Annotated in this window: 21 protein-coding genes and 1 tRNA gene; 17 read left to right on the forward strand and 5 right to left on the reverse strand. The window is 56.4% G+C overall.

Annotated elements, in window-relative coordinates; all coding sequences use genetic code 11:
• Window positions 1-19: 19 nt before the first annotated feature.
• Genes ACFO6X_RS09620 through tatC form a run of 4 tightly spaced genes read left to right on the forward strand, consistent with a single transcriptional unit; the run spans window position 20 to window position 2,000 of the window.
• A complete protein-coding gene (locus ACFO6X_RS09620) occupies window positions 20-379 on the forward strand; it encodes a histidine triad nucleotide-binding protein (RefSeq protein ID WP_382432421.1) in 360 nt (119 codons plus the stop codon).
• A gap of 41 nt (window positions 380-420) precedes the next feature.
• Complete coding sequence (tatA, locus tag ACFO6X_RS09625) at window positions 421-663, forward strand: Sec-independent protein translocase subunit TatA (RefSeq protein WP_382432423.1); 243 nt, start codon at window positions 421-423, stop codon at window positions 661-663.
• Window positions 664-683: 20 nt separating this feature from the next.
• Window positions 684-1,151 carry a Sec-independent protein translocase protein TatB gene (gene tatB, locus ACFO6X_RS09630; protein WP_382432425.1) on the forward strand — a complete coding sequence of 156 codons (468 nt, stop codon included), beginning with the start codon at window positions 684-686 and terminating at the stop codon, window positions 1,149-1,151.
• Window positions 1,152-1,205: 54 nt separating this feature from the next.
• Window positions 1,206-2,000: a twin-arginine translocase subunit TatC gene (gene tatC / locus ACFO6X_RS09635; RefSeq protein ID WP_382432427.1), complete on the forward strand. Its 795-nt coding sequence runs from the start codon at window positions 1,206-1,208 to the stop codon at window positions 1,998-2,000.
• Here tatC and ACFO6X_RS09640 read toward each other — a convergent pair whose 3' ends face one another.
• Window positions 2,001-3,149, reverse strand: coding sequence for a trypsin-like peptidase domain-containing protein (locus tag ACFO6X_RS09640; protein ID WP_382432429.1), 1,149 nt, complete (start codon window positions 3,147-3,149; stop codon window positions 2,001-2,003). It abuts the gene before it with no gap.
• A 95-nt stretch (window positions 3,150-3,244) separates the two neighbouring features.
• Between ACFO6X_RS09640 and ACFO6X_RS09645 the strand changes: the two genes are divergently transcribed.
• Together ACFO6X_RS09645 and pdxA are read left to right on the forward strand one after the other, a co-directional pair.
• Window positions 3,245-4,006: a Nif3-like dinuclear metal center hexameric protein gene (locus tag ACFO6X_RS09645; protein WP_382432431.1), complete on the forward strand. Its 762-nt coding sequence runs from the start codon at window positions 3,245-3,247 to the stop codon at window positions 4,004-4,006.
• A 12-nt stretch (window positions 4,007-4,018) separates the two neighbouring features.
• Entirely contained in the window at window positions 4,019-5,065 is a 1,047-nt protein-coding gene (gene pdxA / locus ACFO6X_RS09650; protein WP_382432433.1) for a 4-hydroxythreonine-4-phosphate dehydrogenase PdxA, read from the forward strand.
• 5 nt (window positions 5,066-5,070) lie between these two features.
• Here the strand turns inward: pdxA and mscL are convergent, their stop codons facing one another.
• Entirely contained in the window at window positions 5,071-5,508 is a 438-nt protein-coding gene (gene mscL, locus ACFO6X_RS09655) for a large conductance mechanosensitive channel protein MscL (RefSeq protein WP_382432435.1), read from the reverse strand.
• A gap of 147 nt (window positions 5,509-5,655) precedes the next feature.
• Here mscL and petA point away from each other — a divergent pair, with 147 nt between their 5' ends.
• From petA to ACFO6X_RS09685, 6 genes are all read left to right on the forward strand, one after another.
• On the forward strand, window positions 5,656-6,255 hold the full coding sequence (gene petA, locus ACFO6X_RS09660) for a ubiquinol-cytochrome c reductase iron-sulfur subunit (protein ID WP_382432437.1): 600 nt from the start codon (window positions 5,656-5,658) through the stop codon (window positions 6,253-6,255).
• An 11-nt stretch (window positions 6,256-6,266) separates the two neighbouring features.
• Window positions 6,267-7,682 (forward strand): cytochrome b, encoded by a 1,416-nt coding sequence (locus ACFO6X_RS09665; RefSeq protein WP_382432439.1) that lies wholly within the window; start codon window positions 6,267-6,269, stop codon window positions 7,680-7,682.
• Between the two features lie 16 nt (window positions 7,683-7,698).
• The gene (locus ACFO6X_RS09670; RefSeq protein ID WP_382432441.1) at window positions 7,699-8,457 is read left to right on the forward strand and encodes a cytochrome c1; all 759 of its coding nucleotides are present in this window, start codon (window positions 7,699-7,701) and stop codon (window positions 8,455-8,457) included.
• A gap of 99 nt (window positions 8,458-8,556) precedes the next feature.
• Window positions 8,557-9,168, forward strand: a complete 612-nt coding sequence (locus ACFO6X_RS09675) for a glutathione S-transferase N-terminal domain-containing protein (protein ID WP_382432443.1) — start codon at window positions 8,557-8,559, stop codon at window positions 9,166-9,168.
• A gap of 40 nt (window positions 9,169-9,208) precedes the next feature.
• Window positions 9,209-9,724 carry a ClpXP protease specificity-enhancing factor gene (locus ACFO6X_RS09680; protein ID WP_382432445.1) on the forward strand — a complete coding sequence of 172 codons (516 nt, stop codon included), beginning with the start codon at window positions 9,209-9,211 and terminating at the stop codon, window positions 9,722-9,724.
• A 49-nt stretch (window positions 9,725-9,773) separates the two neighbouring features.
• Window positions 9,774-9,849: transfer RNA gene (locus tag ACFO6X_RS09685), tRNA-Thr, on the forward strand.
• A 118-nt stretch (window positions 9,850-9,967) separates the two neighbouring features.
• Here the strand turns inward: ACFO6X_RS09685 and ACFO6X_RS09690 are convergent.
• The 3 genes from ACFO6X_RS09690 to ACFO6X_RS09700 form a co-directional block, all read right to left on the reverse strand.
• Window positions 9,968-11,050, reverse strand: a complete 1,083-nt coding sequence (locus ACFO6X_RS09690) for a TRAP transporter substrate-binding protein (protein ID WP_382432447.1) — start codon at window positions 11,048-11,050, stop codon at window positions 9,968-9,970.
• A gap of 155 nt (window positions 11,051-11,205) precedes the next feature.
• On the reverse strand, window positions 11,206-13,107 hold the full coding sequence (gene dxs / locus ACFO6X_RS09695; protein WP_382432449.1) for a 1-deoxy-D-xylulose-5-phosphate synthase: 1,902 nt from the start codon (window positions 13,105-13,107) through the stop codon (window positions 11,206-11,208).
• Between the two features lie 43 nt (window positions 13,108-13,150).
• Window positions 13,151-14,077, reverse strand: coding sequence for a polyprenyl synthetase family protein (locus ACFO6X_RS09700; RefSeq protein ID WP_382432451.1), 927 nt, complete (start codon window positions 14,075-14,077; stop codon window positions 13,151-13,153).
• Between the two features lie 336 nt (window positions 14,078-14,413).
• Here ACFO6X_RS09700 and ACFO6X_RS09705 point away from each other — a divergent pair, with 336 nt between their 5' ends.
• The 5 genes from ACFO6X_RS09705 to flhC all read left to right on the forward strand — a co-directional run bounded on the left by ACFO6X_RS09705 (window position 14,414) and on the right by flhC (window position 18,650).
• Window positions 14,414-15,553 carry an aromatic ring-hydroxylating oxygenase subunit alpha gene (locus ACFO6X_RS09705; RefSeq protein ID WP_382432453.1) on the forward strand — a complete coding sequence of 380 codons (1,140 nt, stop codon included), beginning with the start codon at window positions 14,414-14,416 and terminating at the stop codon, window positions 15,551-15,553.
• Between the two features lie 94 nt (window positions 15,554-15,647).
• Entirely contained in the window at window positions 15,648-16,559 is a 912-nt protein-coding gene (locus tag ACFO6X_RS09710; RefSeq protein ID WP_382432455.1) for a DMT family transporter, read from the forward strand.
• A gap of 56 nt (window positions 16,560-16,615) precedes the next feature.
• A complete protein-coding gene (locus ACFO6X_RS09715) occupies window positions 16,616-17,482 on the forward strand; it encodes a sulfurtransferase (protein ID WP_382432457.1) in 867 nt (288 codons plus the stop codon).
• A gap of 216 nt (window positions 17,483-17,698) precedes the next feature.
• Window positions 17,699-18,028, forward strand: coding sequence for a flagellar transcriptional regulator FlhD (gene flhD / locus ACFO6X_RS09720; RefSeq protein ID WP_300074585.1), 330 nt, complete (start codon window positions 17,699-17,701; stop codon window positions 18,026-18,028).
• A gap of 43 nt (window positions 18,029-18,071) precedes the next feature.
• The gene (gene flhC, locus ACFO6X_RS09725) at window positions 18,072-18,650 is read left to right on the forward strand and encodes a flagellar transcriptional regulator FlhC (protein ID WP_382432459.1); all 579 of its coding nucleotides are present in this window, start codon (window positions 18,072-18,074) and stop codon (window positions 18,648-18,650) included.
• Window positions 18,651-18,703: the final 53 nt, after the last annotated feature.

The raw sequence follows: 18,703 nt of genomic DNA on the forward strand, positions 1-18,703 counted from the left end.
CGTCTCCTCAGAGAGTTTTATGCACGATTCCAATTGCCTTTTCTGCAAAATTATTGCGGGTCAAATTCCATCACGCAAAGTCTACGAAGACGAAGAAATCTTTGCCTTTCATGACATTCACCCTTGGGCACCCGTACACTTTCTGATGGTGCCCAAGCTACACATTCCCTCTATGGCCCAAGTGCAGCCAGAGCATATCGGCCTGTTGGGGCGCATGATGGCACTGGCCCCACGCTTGGCATTAGAGCAAGGCTGCAACCCCTATCCCGAAGGAGGATTTCGCATGGTTGTCAACACTGGCCTTGAAGGTGGGCAGGAAATCCACCATCTGCATCTCCATGTCATGGGTGGCCCGCGTCCCTGGTTCAAGAAGGGCTGATACCCCCCTCTACAATGAACCGCATTCCTTAGGAGATTTTCATGGGTTCGTTTTCCATCTGGCACTGGTTGATTGTGCTGCTCATCGTCGTCATGGTGTTTGGCACCAAGAAGCTCAAGAACATCGGCTCCGATTTGGGTGGCGCTGTCAAGGGGTTCAAGGACGGCATGAAGGACGGCAGCACGGCAGCCGACAGCACTACCAGCCCATCTGCTGGGCAAGTGGCCAACCACACCGCCACCGACAAATCGACCATCGATGTCGAGGCTAAGCACAAAGGCTGAGTCTTTGGGATGGCATCGGCATGATTGATATTGGCTTTTCCAAACTGGCACTGATCGGTGCGGTGGCGTTGATCGTCATTGGGCCAGAGAAACTGCCGCGCGTGGCGCGGACGGTGGGCGCTCTGTTGGGCAAGGCACAGCGTTATGTGGCCGATGTCAAGGCCGAAGTCAACCGCTCGATGGAGCTGGATGAGCTGCGCAAGATGAAGGAGACCGTCGAGGGCGCAGCCCGCGAGGTAGAGCATTCCATCCACACCCAGACCCAAGCATTTGAGCAGGATTGGGCTGATGCCACCCGCTTCGATGCCTTGGGGGTGGACACCACTGCCAGCAGTGCAGTAGTGCCTGCCTATCGTCATCCTGGTAAAAACTGGCGACTCAAGCGCGGTACCATGCCCCAGTGGTACAAATCGCGCCACGGTGTACGCACCAAAGTACAGTCCGGTGCAGCGCGAGTAGCGCGCCACCGCCCTCCTAAATTTCGTTGATGCCGCAGCGCCCTGCGCGGCAGGGGCGGGCCTTATCTCCCGCAGTTTCTACACATGTCCGACCACTCACCCCAAGACGAACTCGCGGGCACCGAACAGCCCTTTGTGCAGCACCTGATGGAGCTGCGCGACCGCATGGTCAAGGCCTTGTTGGCCGTGCTGGTTGCGGCTGCCCTGTTGTTCTTTTTTCCTGGCCCCGGCACGCTGTATGACTGGCTGGCAGCACCCCTGGTAGCCCATTTGCCCAAAGGAGCTACGTTGATTGCCACCTCGGTGATTTCGCCCTTTATGGTGCCACTGAAAATACTACTGATGGCCGCTTTTTTGCTGGCGTTGCCGTTGGTGTTGTGGCAGGTGTGGGCTTTTGTGGCGCCAGGGTTGTACTCGCACGAGAAGAAGTTGGTGTTGCCTTTGGTCATCTCCAGCACCATCTTGTTCTTTATTGGGGTGGCGTTTTGCTACTTCTTCGTTTTTGGGCAGGTGTTTGCCTTTATCCAAGGCTTTGCGCCAAAAAGCATCACTGCCGCACCAGACATTGAGGCCTACCTGAGCTTTGTGTTGACCATGTTCTTGGCTTTTGGCCTGTCGTTTGAGGTGCCGATTGCTGTGGTGGTGTTGGCACGTATGGGGGTGGTCAGTGTAGAGAAACTTCGGGAGTTTCGGGGTTACTTTATTGTGCTGGCCTTTGTGATTGCCGCTATCGTTACGCCACCCGATGTAGTGTCACAGTTGGCACTGGCTATACCCATGTGCCTGCTCTATGAGTTGGGCATCTGGGCTGCACAGATTTTCATCCAGCACACCCAGGCGCCCTCTGAAAGTGACGATACGCCTGCGGCTTCTTCCTGATCAGCGGCGCAGTGCCCGTTGTGGGCGGGGGCGTATGCCAGGGGTCACGGCCAACTCCAGCATCCGGTCATTGCGTTGCACTTGGAAGCTCGCTGGCACACCCGGTTTGAGCGAGGCCACAGTAGCCAGCAGTGTGGGTACATTCGTAATAGCCTTGTCGCCCACCTGCACAATCACATCACCAGGGCGTATACCTGCCAGTGCCGCTGGCCCGTCTTGTAGCACCCCAGTCAATATCACCCCTTCACTGGCCTTGACACCAAAGGTTTCAGCCAGTTCGGGTGAAAGTTCGTTGGGTTCGACGCCAATCCAGCCCCGTGTGACCTGACCGTCCTTCACGATGCCATCCAGCACCATCTTGGCTGTGGACACCGGAATAGCAAAGCCGATCCCCATGCTGCCTCCTGAGCGTGAGTAAATGGCCGTATTGATGCCCAACAGATGGCCATTCACATCCACCAGTGCCCCACCAGAATTGCCAGGGTTGATGGCAGCATCGGTTTGGATGAAGTTCTCGAAAGTGTTGATACCCAGTTGGCTGCGGCCCAGCGCACTCACGATGCCGCTAGTGACTGTCTGGCCCACGCCAAATGGGTTGCCAATCGCCAGCACCTGATCACCCACCGCCAATTGGTCAGAGTTGCCCAACACAATCACTGGCAGTTTGTCCAATTCGATTTTGAGAATAGCCAGATCTGTTTCTGGGTCGGTACCAATGGTGCGGGCGCGGGCACGGCGACTGTCAGTGAGCGTCACATCGATCTCGTCAGCGCCCTCCACCACATGGTTGTTGGTCAAAATATAACCATCAGGGCTGATGATGACACCACTGCCCAACCCAGTCTGGGGTTGGCTTTGTTGATCCCCAAAAAAGAACTGGAACCATGGGTCGTTGCTGCGCGGGTGCCGCACGGCTGCCTTGCTGGTGTTGATGCTAACTACCGCCGGTGCGGCCTTACGGGCTGCGGGGCTGAAGCTGCCTGGTGCTGGACGGGCCGGATCGGTGACGGGGGCCTCAAACAAAGTCACGCCAGCACCAGAGCGTCTGGCTCCAGCGGTGAGCCAGTCTGGTTGCAGTGTGGCAACTACAAAATAGGCCGCGACAAACACCGTCACGGCTTGGGAAAAAATCAGCCAAAAGCGTTTCATGAAAAATCAGAACTAGATGGGCCTAAAAAGGCAGGTTGCCATTGTGAACCAGCTGGGATACTGCTGTCGTCGCCTATTGGCGCGACAATGGGCACATGAGCATTTTTCGCGATACCTTGCGGCAATCTCTGGATGTGCTGCTGCAACCCGAGCGTTTTAAAGACTATGGCCCCAATGGGTTACAAGTGGAGGGCAAGGCACAAATTGAACGCATCGTCAGTGGTGTCACTGCCAGCCGTGCCTTGATTGATGCAGCCATTGAGGCCCGAGCCGATGCCATTTTGGTTCACCATGGGCTGTTTTGGCGCGGTCAGGACGGCTGTATCACTGGCTGGATGAAGCAGCGTTTGCAACGTCTGCTGGCACATGACATCAACCTTTTTGCCTACCACTTGCCGCTGGATGCCCATCCAACATTGGGCAACAATGCCCAATTGGCTTGTGTGCTGGGTTTGCAGGGGCAAGCCTGTTTTGGCGATCAGTCACTGGGCTGGCTGGGGCAGCGCGAGGATGGCAGCCATTTTGCCAGTGCTCACGCTTTGGCGGCACAGGTAGAAGAAGCGTTGAACCGTCAGGTCACTGTAGTGGGGGATGTCTATAGCCCTATTCGCAAAATTGCCTGGTGCAGTGGCGGTGCCCAAGGCTTTTTTGAGGCCGCCATTGCTGCGGGCGCAGAAGCCTTTATCACTGGTGAAATCTCAGAACCTCAGATGCATTTGGCCCGCGAGTGTGGCGTGGCCTTTATTGCAGCCGGTCATCATGCCACTGAGCGTTATGGTGCCCCTGCGGTGGCTGCACAGTTGGCACAGCAGCATGGGCTGGATCATTACTTCATCGACATCGACAACCCCGCCTGAGTGGGCTTGAGCATGAATACCACCTCCGTTTCCTCTCGCGTTTGGGCCATCACCCAAGGCGATTCTGCCGGTATTGGCCCAGAAACCATTGCCAAAGCATTCCGTGATGTGCCTGAGCAACTCCAAGGTTGTTTTGTTGTGGGCGATGTCGCCACCCTGCGCCGAGCAGCCTCTTGTGTGCTGCGCCCTGGTCTGCCCACATTGCCTGTGGCCTTGATCACGCATCCAATGCAAGCCTTGGAGATGCCACCACGTTGTCTGCCAGTCTTGCAACTGCCGGGCCTGCCCGGCCCCCAAACTTTTGGGCGTATCAGTGCTGCGGCTGGACGGGCTGCTGCCGACAGTGTGCTGTGGGCAGCACAGGCGGCTCTGCGTGGTGAGATTGCTGGATTGATCACAGCACCTTTGCACAAAGAAGCACTCCATGCTGCTGGCGTCGATGTCCCTGGCCATACCGAACTGCTCCAAGCACAAGCGGCAACCCATGCGGGTGTTGCGTTGGCCCAGATGCCTGTGCGCATGATGCTAGCCAATGACGAATTGCGAACGGTGCTGGTCAGCATCCATGTGTCTTTGCGAGATGCCATTGCTGCCGTTACGTACGACAACGTGCTGCAAACCCTGTGCATCACCCACCACGCGCTGGCCCGTAGCTTAGGACGGGCACCTCGGATTGCGGTAGCAGGTCTCAACCCCCATGCTGGAGAAGGAGGGCTTTTTGGCCGTGAAGAAATCGACACCATTGTCCCTGCGATTGCTACAGCTTGTGCCCAAGGGATCAATGCCCACGGCCCGTTTGCACCCGACACCATCTTTATGCGCGCTCGTCAAACCCCGGCGCACCCTGGTGAATTTGATGTGGTGGTCGCCATGTACCATGACCAAGGCTTGATTCCTGTCAAGTATTTGGGCGTGGACAAGGGAGTCAATGTGACCTTGGGGCTACCACTGGTGCGTACTAGCCCAGACCACGGCACCGCCTTTGACATTGCTGGTCAAGGCATAGCAGATGCAAGCAGCCTGATCGCAGCAGTACAAATGGCCAAGCAACTGGGCTAAGGCCATCAGCGTTTGAGACTGTCCCGAATCTCCCGCAGCAGCACAATGTCTTCGGGGGTTGGTGGTGGCGCTGCTGGGGCCACGGGGGCAGATTCAGCATTGCGCTTGAGGCGGTTGATTTGCTTGACCATCATGAAAATGATGAAGGCCAAAATCAGAAAGTTCACGGCGACAGTGATGAAACTGCCATAGGCGAACACCGGCACCCCGGCTTTCTTGATGGCATCCAGCGTCATGGTGGTGCCTTCTGGTACTGTGCCCAGCACAAGAAACAAGTTGGAGAAATCCAATTTGCCAAACACCAAGCCCACCACGGGCATGATCAGATCGCCCACCACAGAATCCACAATCTTGCCAAAGGCGCCGCCAATAATCACGCCCACGGCCAGATCGATCACATTGCCTTTGATGGCAAACTCCCTAAATTCTTGCACCATTCCCATGAGTATTTCCTTTCTGATGACCAAAACTTGTAGGAAGGCTGCTCCACAAAGGCCGTAACCGCGAACGTCCAGACCGGGATACCCCTACGCACTCCGCTACAATTTGAGGCTAAACCCCCAATATAGCGATGTTCATCGAGGATTCCCATGAGTGACACTCCAATCGACTCCAGCAAGCGGACGTGGCTGATTGCGTCCGGCTGCGCGGGTGCGGTGGGCGGCGTGGCAACCGCCGTCCCCTTCGTGAGTACTTTTCAGCCCTCCGAAAAAGCCAAGGCAGCCGGTGCTGCGGTCGAGGTGGACATCTCCGCCCTCAAGCCCGGTGAAAAAATGACAGCCGAATGGCGCGGCAAGCCGGTATGGATCGTCAAACGTACCCCCGAGCAATTGGCTGATCTGCCCACCATTGATAGCCAGTTGGCCGACCCCAAGTCTGAGCGCAAGCCCAACGAGTTCACGCCAGTGTATGCCCGCAATGGCCACCGTTCCATCAAGCCCGAGATTTTTGTGGCTGTGGGCATTTGCACCCATCTGGGTTGCTCGCCGTCAGACAAGTTCGTTACGGGTGCCCAGCCTTCGTTGCCTGCCGATTGGAAGGGGGGCTTCCTGTGCCCCTGCCACGGTTCTACCTTCGATATGGCTGGTCGCGTGTTCAAGAATAAGCCCGCACCCGACAACCTCGAAGTGCCGCCCCACATGTACCTGTCAGACTCTAAGTTGCTGATCGGTGAAGACAAGAAGGCCTGAGGAATAACGACATGGCTCACGAATTCAAGGAAATTTCCCCCAACGCCTCGGGTGGTGCCAAGCTGGCCAACTGGTTTGAAAACCGGTTCCCCACAGCTTTTGATGCCTACCGGGTACACATGTCGGAGTATTACGCTCCGAAAAACTTCAATTTCTGGTACATCTTTGGCTCGCTGGCACTGCTGGTGCTGGTGATCCAGATCGTCACCGGCATTTTCTTGGTGATGCACTACAAGCCCGATGCGGATAAGGCATTTGCCTCGGTGGAGTACATCATGCGTGATGTGCCGTGGGGTTGGCTGATTCGCTACATGCACTCCACCGGTGCATCGGCCTTCTTTGTGGTGGTCTATCTGCACATGTTCCGTGGTCTGCTTTATGGCAGCTATCGCAAACCACGTGAGCTGGTCTGGGTGTTTGGCTGTGCCATCTTCTTGGCACTGATGGCCGAAGCCTTCATGGGTTACCTGCTGCCTTGGGGCCAGATGTCCTACTGGGGCGCTCAGGTGATTGTGAACCTGTTTGCCGCTGTGCCCTTTGTTGGCCCCGACTTGGCTTTGTTGATTCGTGGTGACTATGTGGTTTCTGACGCCACACTCAACCGCTTCTTCAGCTTCCACGTCATTGCTGTGCCCCTGGTGCTGCTGGGCTTGGTGGTGGCTCACTTGTTGGCCCTGCACGATGTGGGCTCGAACAACCCCGATGGCATCGAAATCAAAGGCCCCAAAGCCCCCAAAGATGCCAATGGCCACCCGCTCGATGGCGTTCCTTTCCATCCCTACTACACAGTGCATGATATTTTGGGCGTGTGCTTGTTCCTGATGGCCTTCACGGCAGTGATCTTCTTCGCCCCAGAATTTGGTGGCTATTTCTTGGAATACAACAACTTTATTCCTGCTGATCCGCTGCAAACTCCACTGCACATTGCCCCAGTGTGGTACTTCACGCCGTTCTACTCCATGCTGCGTGCTATCACCACTGAGATGATGTATGTGTTGATCGCTTCTGTAGTGTTGGGTGCCTTGCTGGCTGTGCTCAAGTGCAAGCTGCCCGCCTTTATCAAGGCTGGGATCATGGGTGCTGCTGTGGTCGTTGTCGCCATGATGTTGTCCATCGACGCCAAGTTCTGGGGTGTGGTGGTCATGGGTGGTGCTGTGGTGATTTTGTTTGGCCTGCCTTGGTTGGATCACAGCCCCGTCAAGTCGATTCGCTATCGTCCGAGCTGGCACAAGTATGTGTACGCTGTGTTCGTGGTCAACTTTGTGGTGCTGGCCTATTTGGGCGTGCAACCTCCCTCGCCAGTGGGTGAGCGTGTCTCGCAAGTGGGCACCCTGTTCTACTTCGGCTTCTTCTTGCTCATGCCTTGGTGGAGCCGTTTGGGCGAGCCCAAGCCCGTGCCCGACCGTGTCACCTTTACTCCACACTGAGCTGGAGACGAATACCATGAAGAAAATTATTCTTTCGTTCATCGCTGCTCTGGGTTTGGTAGCCGGTGCTGCCCAAGCGGCAGGCGGTGGTATGGCTTGGGATAAAGCGCCCAATCGCCTCAATGATCAGGGTGCATTGCAAAATGGTGCCAAGCTGTTCGTCAACTACTGTGTGGGCTGTCATTCTGCAGCGTTCATGCGCTACAACCGCCTGAATGACATTGGGTTGACCAATGAGCAGATCAAGGACAACATGTTGTTCACCACCGACAAAATTGGTGAAACCATGAAGGCCGCTATTGATCCCAAACAGGCCAAGGAATGGTTTGGTGCCAATCCACCTGATTTGACCGTGATTGCACGTTCGCGTGCGGGTGCTGGTGGCACAGGATCAGACTATCTGTATACCTTCTTGCGCACTTTCTACCGTGATGAGGCCAAGGCCACTGGTTGGAACAATCTGGCATTCCCCAACGTGGGCATGCCCCATGTGCTGTGGCAGTTGCAGGGTCAGCGCCGTGCCGTGTTTGAAGAGCAACAAAGCCACGGTCAGACAGTGCAAGTCCACAAAGGCTGGGAGCCCATCAGCCCTGGCAGCATGACGCCTGAACAGTACGATGAGGCCATTGGCGACTTGGTTGGCTACCTGCAATGGATGGGTGAGCCTGCTCAGAAGAAGCGTGTCAACCTTGGTATCTGGGTGTTGGCCTTCTTGGCATTGACCTCAGTGGCAGCCTGGAAGCTCAATGCTGCGTTCTGGAAAGACGTGAAATAAGCAGTGTCTGCCATGCCACGCTCTAGCAGCGTGGCGCCATCTTTTTCAGAGTGGGCGCACTATGCGTTCCACTCTTTTGATTTTTAGGAGTTCCTTGCCATGATGGTGCTTTATTCGGGTACAACCTGTCCTTTTTCCCACCGCTGCCGTTTTGTGTTGTTTGAAAAGGGCATGGATTTTGAAATCCGCGATGTCGACTTGTACAACAAGCCAGAAGACATCAATGTGATGAATCCCTATGGTCAGGTGCCCATTCTGGTGGAACGTGACCTGATTCTCTATGAGTCGAACATCATCAACGAATACATTGATGAGCGTTTTCCGCACCCACAACTCATGCCCGGCGATCCCGTGGATCGTGCCCGTGTACGCCTGTTTCTGCTCAACTTTGAGAAAGAGCTGTTCGTCCATGTGAACACGCTGGAATCTCGCGCAACCAAGGGCAACGAAAAGGCGATGGAAAAGGCCCGCGCCCATATCCGTGACCGTTTGACGCAACTGGCGCCCGTGTTCTTGAAGAACAAATACATGCTGGGCGAGAGCTTCTCGATGTTGGATGTAGCCATTGCACCGCTGCTCTGGCGCTTGGATTACTACGGCATTGAAATGAGCAAAAATGCCGCACCACTGCTCAAGTATGCCGAGCGCATCTTCTCACGTCCGGCTTACATTGAGGCACTGACGCCCTCGGAAAAGGTCATGCGCAAGTGAGTTCAGCGCACATCCACTCTCCATTGCCCACAGGTGCACTATGAACGCACAGGAACCCACTACCACACGCCCATACCTGATCCGTGCTTTGCACGAGTGGTGCATTGACAATGGGTTCACGCCCTATATTGCTGTGCGCGTTGACGCGTCAGTTCAGGTGCCGCGTGAATACGTTAAAGATGGTGAGATTGTGCTCAATGTGGGATTGGATGCCACCAGCGGTCTCTTGTTGGGCAATGACTATATTGAGTTCAAGGCCCGTTTTGGAGGCAAGGCCCGTGACATCATGGTGCCGGTAGGGCGTGTGGTGGCTATTTACGCGCGCGAGAATGGGCAGGGTATGGCGTTTCCTCCCCCTATGGACTTGGATGCCACAGAGGCTACCGAAGCCTTGGTGTCTATCTCCGAGGAGATGCCCGATACGGGTTTGGCGGGGCATCTGGCCGTCGATGCAGATCGTGTCATCCAGTTGGTATCCAGTGAGGCCACCCCATCGGAGGATTCGCCGCGTCCGCCAACGGGGGGGGGACGACCTGCCCTCAAGCGTGTGAAATAAAACGGATAATTTTTACTAGGCGCTTTTTTATTGCTATAATAAGAGCTTAGCCGGTTTAGCTCAGTTGGTAGAGCACCCGCCTTGTAAGCGGTAGGTCGTCAGTTCGAATCCGACAATCGGCACCAACATTAAAACCCACCTGTTCATTGCAACAGGTGGGGTTTTTTATGCCCATCGACCACCCCAGAACATGGGGTGGCAGGATGTCTATGTTGGCTAGACATCCTGTGTGCAGTGCCTTGCTTACAGCTTTACAGAGGCCATATAAGCATTGAAGCGTTGCTCAGAGAATTTTTCCCACAGCAACTGGTCGCGCTGGAAGGCGCGCATATCTTGGTGGATTTTCTTGAACTCGGGCGATTTGGCCTCGTGTTCGGCAAACACTTCCATCGATGCCTTGAAGCCCGCATCCAGCACCTCTTTGGAGAATGCCTTGAGTTGGGTTTTGGCGCCCACCAGCCGCTTGAGGGCTTGTGGGTTGAAGGCATCGTACTTGGAGCCCATGTCACGGGCAGCCACAATGGTGGCGGCATCCACAATGGCTTTGAACTCTGGGCTTAATGCCGCATAGGCCTTGGTGTTGACATAGAACTCCAGCTCGGCGCTGCCTTCCCACCAGCCAGGGTAGTAGTAAAACGGGGCCACCTTGTTGAAGCCCAGTTTTTCGTCATCGTAAGGGCCAACAAACTCGGTGGCGTCTAGGGTGCCTTTTTCCAGAGATTGGTAGACCTCACCTACGGGCATGTTCTGTGCCACCACCCCCAACTTTTGCATGGCTTCGCCGAACAGGCCGCCACCCAAGCGCATTTTGAGACCCTTGAGGTCAGCCACGGTTTTGATTTCTTTGCGGTACCAGCCGCCCATTTGGGTGCCGGTGTTGCCTGCGCTGTAGCTCTTGATGTTGTAACCTTCCAAGAAGGCATCCATCAGCTTGCGGCCGTTGCCATGATTTTTCCAGGCATCCATCTGGCGGGCGGTCAGGCCAAAAGGCACAGCGCAGCCGAATGCAAAGATGGGGTTCTTGCCGGTGTAGTAATAGGCTGCTGTTTGGGCCATTTCAATGGTGCCGTTTTGCAAACCATCGACCACGCCAAATGCAGGCATCAGTTCGCCAGCAGCATGTACAGACACTTCAAACTTGCCGCCCGACAAGGCTTTGACGGTCTTGGCAAACATTTCGGCGCTGCCGAAGATGGTGTCGAGCGACTTCGGGAAGCTCGATGCCAAACGCCAGCGCACGGTGGCTTGGGCATGTGCCGCAGGGGCGACACCAGCCGCCAGAACGCCAGCCATGCCAGCGTGTTTGATAAGGGAACGACGATCCATAGGAAGACTCCGAAAAGGACTGCAAAACCTGCCGTGGCAGGAACTTCTGGACTGCTGATAGGGATCGGCAGCAGCCTTTGATCGCCGCACGGGGGTAGGGTGTGCGGCGCTTGCACCAGCATAGCGAGGGGCCGGTGCCAGATTTTTCATGGGGGTTATGGGGTGGGGAGCTGAAAATGGCTACGCACCGCTTGTTCGATACCCAAGGCGTCCAGCCCCTGTAGGGCCAGTAGTTTGCTGGGGTCGCCGTGCTCAATGAAGACATCAGGCAAGCCCAGCGACAGCACGGGGCGCTGCACCTTGGCTGCAGCCAGAGCTTCTAGCACGGCACTGCCTGCGCCACCGGCAATGGCCCCTTCCTCTACCGTGATCAGCAGGTCATGCTCGGCAGCCACTTGGAGCAGCAGTGCTGTATCCAGGGGTTTGGCCCAGCGCATGTTGACTACCGTGGCATCCAATGCTTCAGCTGCTTGCAGTGCTGGATAGAGCAACGTGCCAAAAGCCAAAATGGCAATGCGTGGCATGCCCACCACGTCGCTGGTGGCTGCTTGGCTGCACTGGCGGCGGATTTCGCCTTTGCCAAAGGGCAGTGGCTCTAAATGGTGCAGTGGTGCAATGCCTGCACCCGCCCCACGCGGGTAGCGTACCGCGACTGGCTGGTTTTGCGCAAAAGCGGTGCTGAGCAGTTGGCGGCATTCGCGCTCATCGGCTGGGCAGGCCAGTGCCATATTGGGAATGCAGCGGATAAATGAAATATCGTAGGCTCCGGCATGGGTAGCACCATCGGCCCCCACCAAGCCGGCCCGGTCTAAAGCAAATACCACTGGCAGATTTTGTAACGCCACATCGTGGATCATCTGGTCATAAGCGCGTTGCAAGAAGGTGGAATAAATGGCCACCACTGGTTTGAGCCCTTCGCAAGCCAAACCGGCGGCAAAGGTAACGGCGTGCTGCTCGGCAATGCCCACATCGTAATAACGCTCAGGAAAGCGGCGATGGAATTCCACCATGCCCGAGCCTTCACGCATGGCTGGGGTGATGCCTACCAAGCGTTCATCTTGTGCGGCCATATCGCACAGCCATTCGCCAAATACCTGGGTGAAAGTGGGTTTGGGGGGGGTGGCAGGCTTGACCAAACCAACGCTAGGGTCAAACTTGCCCGGGCCGTGGTAGGCGATTGGGTCGGCTTCGGCCAGTTTGTAGCCTTGGCCTTTTCTGGTGACTACATGCAAAAATTGTGGGCCAGGCAGGCTTTTGATGTTCTCTAGCGTGGGAATCAACGAATCGAGGTCGTGACCATCGATGGGGCCAATGTAGTTGAAGCCAAACTTCTCAAACAGGGTGGCTGGCACCACCATGCCTTTGGCCTGTTGCTCTAGCCGTTTGGCCAGCTCTAGCAACGGGGGCGCATTTTTGAGCACGTTTTTACCTACGTTCTTGGCCTTGGCATAAAACTGGCCGCTCATCAGTTGTGCTAGGTAGCGGTTGAGCGCGCCCACGGGTGGGCTGATGCTCATGTCGTTATCGTTAAGCACTACCAGCAGTTTGCAGTCTTCTACGCCAGCGTTATTGAGCGCCTCAAAGGCCATGCCTGCTGTCATGGCACCATCGCCAATAATGGCGACGGCGTGGCGGTCTTCACCCTTACTGCGCGCAGCCAAAGCCATGCCCAAGGCGGCAGAAATACTGGTGCTGGAGTGTGCTGTGCCAAAGGTGTCGTACTCGCTCTCGGCACGTTGCGGAAAGCCACTCAGGCCGCCCAACTGACGCAGTGTAGACATGCGCTCGCGCCGTTCAGTCAGGATCTTGTGCGGGTAGGTTTGGTGGCCTACATCCCACACCAGCCGGTCGTGTGGGGTATTGAAAACCCGGTGCAGGGCAATGGTGAGTTCTACCGTGCCGAGGTTGGAGCTGAGATGGCCGCCGGTTTGTGCCACGCTGTCAATGACAAAGGCGCGCAGTTCAGTGGCCAGTGCCTTGAGTTCGGTGCGGGGCAGGCGGCGCAGATCGGCTGGGTTATTGACAGTCTGCAACAGGGGATAGGGCTTGGTGGGCATCTTGAAGGGCGGCTGGCTTGGGACGGGGACTTGCAGGTGCAGGTCAGTAGGCGCGATGGACGACTTTGTCGGCCAAGGCGGCCAAGGCACGGGTATCGGGCAGGCCACTGGCTTCTAGAGCTGCCAAGGCTTGTTGGTGCAGATCTTGGGCATGGCGTTGGGCGGATTCCAGACCCAGTAGCGACACATAGGTCGGCTTGTCTTGTGCGGCATCTTTCCCTGCTGTTTTGCCCAGTGTGGCCGCATCGGCGGTGACGTCTAGGATGTCATCTACTACTTGAAAGGCCAGCCCCAAGGCCGCTCCATATTGAGCCAAAGCGGCTAGGGCTGTGGCATTGGCTTGCCCACAGGTGGCCCCCATGAGCACGCTGCCTTCCAATAAGGCGCCTGTCTTGAGGCGGTGCATGTGGCGCAACTGATTTTCGTTGAGGGCGACCCCAACGCTAGCCAAGTCAATGGCTTGGCCTCCGGCCATGCCTTGGGCACCAGCGGCGCGTGCCAGCACACTGCACAAACGGGCTTGGATGTTATGGGGGATGGCACTATTTTCGGGCACTAGAAGCTCAAAGGCCAAGGCTTGCAGTGCATCACCGGCCAGCAGGGCTTGGGCTTGACCAAATTGCACATGCACTGTGGGTTTACCTCGGCGCAGCACATCGTTGTCCATGCAGGGCATATCGTCATGCACCAAAGAATAGGCATGGATCAATTCAACCGCACACGCGGCGCGCAGCGCAGCTTCATCACAACTGCTGTGCAGAGAGGCATCGGCGCCATCAGCACTGGCGACGGCGTGGCGGGCGGCTAACACCAGCAGTGGCCGCAGGCGTTTGCCACCATCGAGCACTGCGTAGCGCATGGCTTCGCCCAGGCCCGCAGGGGCACCTTGGCCTACCCAGACCGACAAGACTTGCTCAATCCGCAGCAGATGGCCCTGTATCCAGTCTGCAATATCAAAGGGGGTGACCATTTTTGGGCTCATGCAAGCACCTGTGTGCAGTAGTAGGCAGCTTGGTGTGGTTGTGCCCCCTCCGGCTGCGCTTGTTCTGCCAGCACTGCCTGTGGGCAGGCCGGGGCGGCGGTCTTGGGTGTGGGCATGGGGACGGGTCCGCAAAAGTCTGAAACCTTCAATTTTAGGCCGATACCAGCTGGCAATACACGCATGGCCCCTGCGGGAATCCTATACGGCAATAACCCCACGTCCTATAATCCCATTCCCTGCAAGCCGGCGTCCTGCCGGTTTATTTTTTTCTCACCCGCGCCTCGTGCGCACCTCCCTGTGGGGAGTCTTTAGGTCAGGTCATCCATGTCTGATTTAAGTCTTCGACTGCAGCAGGCTGCAAGCCAACTACCAGTTTCAAGCTACTTTGACGAGGCGCTGTTCCAGCGCGAGTTGGAGCTTATCTTCCAGCGCGGGCCCCGCTATGTGGGGCACCAATTGGCAGTACCCAACGTGGGCGATTATTACGCCCTTCCTCAAGAAGGCGAGGGCCGTGCTTTGGTGCGCAATGCCCAAGGGCAAGTGGAGCTGGTCTCAAACATTTGTCGCCACCGCCAAGCCGTGATGTTGCAGGGGCGCGGCACGCTGCAAGGCCAAGGCAAGGGTTATGCGGGTGGCAATATTGTTTGCCCGTTGCACCGCTGGACTTACAGCCCCAGTGGCAGTTTGTTGGGTGCGCCCCATTTTCCGCAAGACCCCGGCTTGGACTTGAAGAATTACCCCCTGCGCGAGTGGAACGGTCTGTTGTTTGAAGACAATGGCCGTGACATTGCTGCTGATCTGGCCGGTATGGGGCCACGGGCTGAACTCAGCTTTGAGGGCTTTGCACTCGACCGGGTAGAACTGCACGAGTGCAACTACAACTGGAAGACGTTTATCGAGGTCTACCTAGAGGATTACCACGTTGGCCCCTTCCACCCCGGTTTGGGCAATTTTGTCACCTGTGATGACTTGCGCTGGGAGTTCAGCAAAGAGTACTCGGTGCAAACGGTGGGGGTGGCTTCTACGTTTGGCCATTCCGGCTCGGATGTGTACCAAAAGTGGAAAGAGGTGTTGCTGCAATACCGCGAAGGCAAACTGCCCGAGCGTGGTGCTATCTGGCTCACTTATTACCCCCACATCATGGTGGAGTGGTATCCGCATGTGCTGACGGTTTCTACCTTGCACCCTATCAGCCCGACCAAGACGCTGAACATGGTGGAGTTTTACTACCCCGAAGAGATCGTGGCTTTTGAGCGCGAATTCGTCGAGGCCCAGCAGGCCGCCTATATGGAAACCTGCATTGAAGACGATGAAATTGGCGAACGCATGGACGCAGGTCGTAAAGCCCTGTTGGCCCGTGGCGATAACGAGGTTGGCCCTTACCAAAGCCCCATGGAAGATGGTATGCAGCATTTCCATGAGTGGTACCGTGCCACTGTGGGCGCGGCGGTTCCCCAACGCTAACGCTTTTTTGGGCCCCTGAGTGCTATAGCTGCCAGTGCTGTTTGATCAGCACTGGCAGCTATTTTGCCTTTGACACTTATTTTTTTGGGATTCCATGCAAGCTCTTTGGATGGTGCTGGCCGCTTTTTTGTTTGCCAGCATGAGTGTGTGCATCAAGCTGGCCTCGGTCTACTTCAATGCGGCGGAACTGGTGTTTTACCGGGGGCTGATTGGCATTGGTATTTTGTGGCTGCTGGCGCGATCGCAACAGGTGGTGTTGCGCACCAGCTACCCGTGGATGCACGCTTGGCGCAGTTTGGTGGGGGTTGCGGCAATGGGGGCTTGGTTTTATGCCATTGGCCAATTGCCACTGGCAACAGCCATGACGCTCAACTATATGAGCAGCGTCTGGATTGCGGCATTTTTTGTCGGGGGGGCTTTGCTGGCGTGGCGGCCTTCGCCTGCCACACCGCTACCTGCGCTGCAAGGCCCATTGGTGTTGACGGTACTGGCCGGTTTTGCTGGTGTGGTGATGGTGTTGCGCCCCAGTCTAGACCAGAACCAGATGTTTGCCGGAGTGGTGGGGCTGTTGTCGGGCATGTCAGCGGCTTTTGCGTATTTGCAGGTGGTGACACTTTCCAGAGTGGGGGAGCCTGAGACGCGAACCGTGTTTTTCTTTGCCATCGGTTCTACCTTGGCCGGTGGTTTGGCCACGTTGGTGATGGGGGTGTCCGATTGGCCTGGCTGGCCTGCATGGTGGTTGCTGCCCATTGGCTTGCTGGCCTCTGGCGGTCAACTGTGCATGACGCGGGCTTATGCCAGTGCCAAGACCGAGCGTGGTACGTTGGTGGTGGCCAATTTGCAGTATTCAGGCATTGTGTTTGCGGCGCTTTATGGCATGGCTTTGTTTGGGGATCAAATTCCGCTGCTGGGTTGGGCGGGCATGGCCCTGATCATTGGCAGCGGCATTGCTGCCACCGTGCTGCGTGCCCGTGCTGCCCCTGGAGCACCTGCCCAAGAAGAGTAGCCAGCGCATCTTGTGCAGTTCTTATCCCATGATTTTTACTTTGCTGTGTGTTTGCCATGTATTCCACTTTGATCTCTGCCTCTGAATTGCGTGTATTGATAGACCGTGGCACGCCACCGCTGTTGTTTGATGCCAGTTTTGACTTGGCCGACCCGAGTGCCGGTGCTTTGCAGTACCAACAAGAGCATGTGCCGGGAGCCTTGTATGCCCATCTGGATCATGATCTGAGTGCCCAAGCCGATGACTTGCCTGCCTCAGGAGGGCGCCACCCGTTGCCCAGCCGTGAGCGATTGGCGCAATGGTTGTCCGCACAGGGGCTGGAGAATGGTCGTCAGGTGGTGGTGTATGACCGTAACAGTTGTGCCTTTGCTGGACGTTTGTGGTGGATGCTGCAATGGGTTGGGCATGGGGCTGTGGCTGTGTTGGATGGTGGGCTGACCGCTTGGAAAGCCGCAGGCGGGGCGCTGGAGTCTGGCCCGGTTCAGCCATCTGTGGTGCCTTCTGCTTTTCGCCTGGAGTCCTCCTTGCGCTCTTGGGTGGATGTGGCGCAGGTGCTGGCGGCGCTGGGCCAGCCCGCCCAAACGCTGGTAGATGCTCGTATGCCTGCCCGCTATCGTGGTGAATTTGAGCCGCTAGACCCTGTGGCTGGCCATATTCCGGGGGCTTTGAACCGTCCGTTCACCGATAACTTTGGCACTGATGGCTGCTTTAAGCCCGCCGCAGTGTTGCGTGCGGAGTGGGAGGCTTTGCTGGCGGGGCGTGATCCGGCCAGCGTGGTACACCACTGCGGCAGTGGCGTGACGGCCAATCCCAACATGCTGGCGATGGAGTGGGCAGGTCTCGGAAAAACCACACTTTTTGCTGGCAGTTGGAGCGAATGGTGCAGCGACGCTAGTCGTCCTGTAGCACATGGGGCGGCCTAAAGGGCAGAAAAGCTTGTTGCAGTGCAGCAGGTAGTGCAGGGGCTGTGGATGCTGCACGGTTTGTAAGGCAAATTCCTACATGGTGGCGCGTTTGTCTGACATGCAGTACCGACAAAGCCCGACTTAATTTCTGATTGGCATGTCTTCACAATCCATTTCAACGGTTCACCCATTGGCGTGGCCTGAAAACCCCGACCGAACTGAAAGGATTGCACCATGACCAACGAACAACTTCTTGCCGAAATTCGCGAAGCCAACCTGACCTATCTGATGTTGGCTCAGACCTTGATTCGCCAAGACAAGGCTGAAGCTGTTTTCCGTCTGGGCATTAACGAAGAGGCTGCCGATATTCTGGCATCCCTGTCGGCAGCGCAAGTGATGAAACTGGCCTCCCGAAACACCCTTCTTTGCAGCTTCCGTGTGGATGACAACTTGGTCTGGAGCTTGTTGACCAACCATAACACCCCCAAGAAGGTGGGCAACGAAGCCACCAACACCCTGCACGCCAACATTTTGATGGCCAGCCGCGTGTCGGAAGTTTTGTAAGCCTTTTTTGTCACCTTGCCCGCACCTGATTGGAGACTTCACCATGACTGCTACATCCGCCGACCAAAGCACTGCCAAGGCTGCCAAAACTGCTACCAAGAGCGTGCTCAACGAATCCAAGCAGATTGAGCGTGCTGCCATGCTGATTGCCATGGGGGCTCGGATGCAGGTGCTGGAGTCAGAAACCACCTTGTCGTATGAGCGTTTGATTCGTCTGTACAAAGAAGTGGCGGGCAAGTCCCCCTCCAAAGGTCAGTTGCCTTTCTCGACCGATTGGTTTCTGACCTGGCAAGAAAACATCCATAGCTCGCTGTTTTTGAATATCTACGAATACCTGTCTAAGGGGATTGACTTAGATCCGGTGGATCAGCTCACCAAGGCCTATCGCCTCTATACCGAACAGATTGAAATGGCCCAGGTGGAGCCACTGTTGTCTTTTACCCGCGCTTGGCGTCTGGTGAAGTTTGTGGATGCAGGCATGTTGACCCGTACCAAATGTGCTCAGTGCGGTGGTCAGTTTGTGACCGAGTTGTATGAAAACCGCCACTACACCTGTGGTTTGTGCAACCCCCCAGCCCGTGCTGGCAAGAGCAAAGCCGCTGGTTCGCTGATGCTGCACTGAGTCCTGACAGATCGCCATCAAAAACCCGGCCAGCCTTGTATAGGCTGCCGGGT

The sequence above is a fragment of the Giesbergeria sinuosa genome (genome assembly GCF_042652905.1).
Lineage (GTDB): Bacteria > Pseudomonadota > Gammaproteobacteria > Burkholderiales > Burkholderiaceae_C > Simplicispira > Simplicispira sinuosa.

Excerpts from the sequence above, each read along its gene's own strand:
- ACFO6X_RS09620 (WP_382432421.1), top strand. The coding sequence starts at position 20 with ATGCACGATTCCAATTGCCTTTTCTGCAAAATTATTGCGGGTCAAATT.
- tatA (WP_382432423.1), top strand. The coding sequence starts at position 421 with ATGGGTTCGTTTTCCATCTGGCACTGGTTGATTGTGCTGCTCATCGTC.
- tatB (WP_382432425.1), top strand. The coding sequence starts at position 684 with ATGATTGATATTGGCTTTTCCAAACTGGCACTGATCGGTGCGGTGGCG.
- tatC (WP_382432427.1), top strand. The coding sequence starts at position 1,206 with ATGTCCGACCACTCACCCCAAGACGAACTCGCGGGCACCGAACAGCCC.
- ACFO6X_RS09640 (WP_382432429.1), bottom strand. The coding sequence starts at position 3,149 with ATGAAACGCTTTTGGCTGATTTTTTCCCAAGCCGTGACGGTGTTTGTC.
- ACFO6X_RS09645 (WP_382432431.1), top strand. The coding sequence starts at position 3,245 with ATGAGCATTTTTCGCGATACCTTGCGGCAATCTCTGGATGTGCTGCTG.
- pdxA (WP_382432433.1), top strand. The coding sequence starts at position 4,019 with ATGAATACCACCTCCGTTTCCTCTCGCGTTTGGGCCATCACCCAAGGC.
- mscL (WP_382432435.1), bottom strand. The coding sequence starts at position 5,508 with ATGGGAATGGTGCAAGAATTTAGGGAGTTTGCCATCAAAGGCAATGTG.
- petA (WP_382432437.1), top strand. The coding sequence starts at position 5,656 with ATGAGTGACACTCCAATCGACTCCAGCAAGCGGACGTGGCTGATTGCG.
- ACFO6X_RS09665 (WP_382432439.1), top strand. The coding sequence starts at position 6,267 with ATGGCTCACGAATTCAAGGAAATTTCCCCCAACGCCTCGGGTGGTGCC.
- ACFO6X_RS09670 (WP_382432441.1), top strand. The coding sequence starts at position 7,699 with ATGAAGAAAATTATTCTTTCGTTCATCGCTGCTCTGGGTTTGGTAGCC.
- ACFO6X_RS09675 (WP_382432443.1), top strand. The coding sequence starts at position 8,557 with ATGATGGTGCTTTATTCGGGTACAACCTGTCCTTTTTCCCACCGCTGC.
- ACFO6X_RS09680 (WP_382432445.1), top strand. The coding sequence starts at position 9,209 with ATGAACGCACAGGAACCCACTACCACACGCCCATACCTGATCCGTGCT.
- ACFO6X_RS09690 (WP_382432447.1), bottom strand. The coding sequence starts at position 11,050 with ATGGATCGTCGTTCCCTTATCAAACACGCTGGCATGGCTGGCGTTCTG.
- dxs (WP_382432449.1), bottom strand. The coding sequence starts at position 13,107 with ATGCCCACCAAGCCCTATCCCCTGTTGCAGACTGTCAATAACCCAGCC.
- ACFO6X_RS09700 (WP_382432451.1), bottom strand. The coding sequence starts at position 14,077 with ATGGTCACCCCCTTTGATATTGCAGACTGGATACAGGGCCATCTGCTG.
- ACFO6X_RS09705 (WP_382432453.1), top strand. The coding sequence starts at position 14,414 with ATGTCTGATTTAAGTCTTCGACTGCAGCAGGCTGCAAGCCAACTACCA.
- ACFO6X_RS09710 (WP_382432455.1), top strand. The coding sequence starts at position 15,648 with ATGCAAGCTCTTTGGATGGTGCTGGCCGCTTTTTTGTTTGCCAGCATG.
- ACFO6X_RS09715 (WP_382432457.1), top strand. The coding sequence starts at position 16,616 with ATGTATTCCACTTTGATCTCTGCCTCTGAATTGCGTGTATTGATAGAC.
- flhD (WP_300074585.1), top strand. The coding sequence starts at position 17,699 with ATGACCAACGAACAACTTCTTGCCGAAATTCGCGAAGCCAACCTGACC.
- flhC (WP_382432459.1), top strand. The coding sequence starts at position 18,072 with ATGACTGCTACATCCGCCGACCAAAGCACTGCCAAGGCTGCCAAAACT.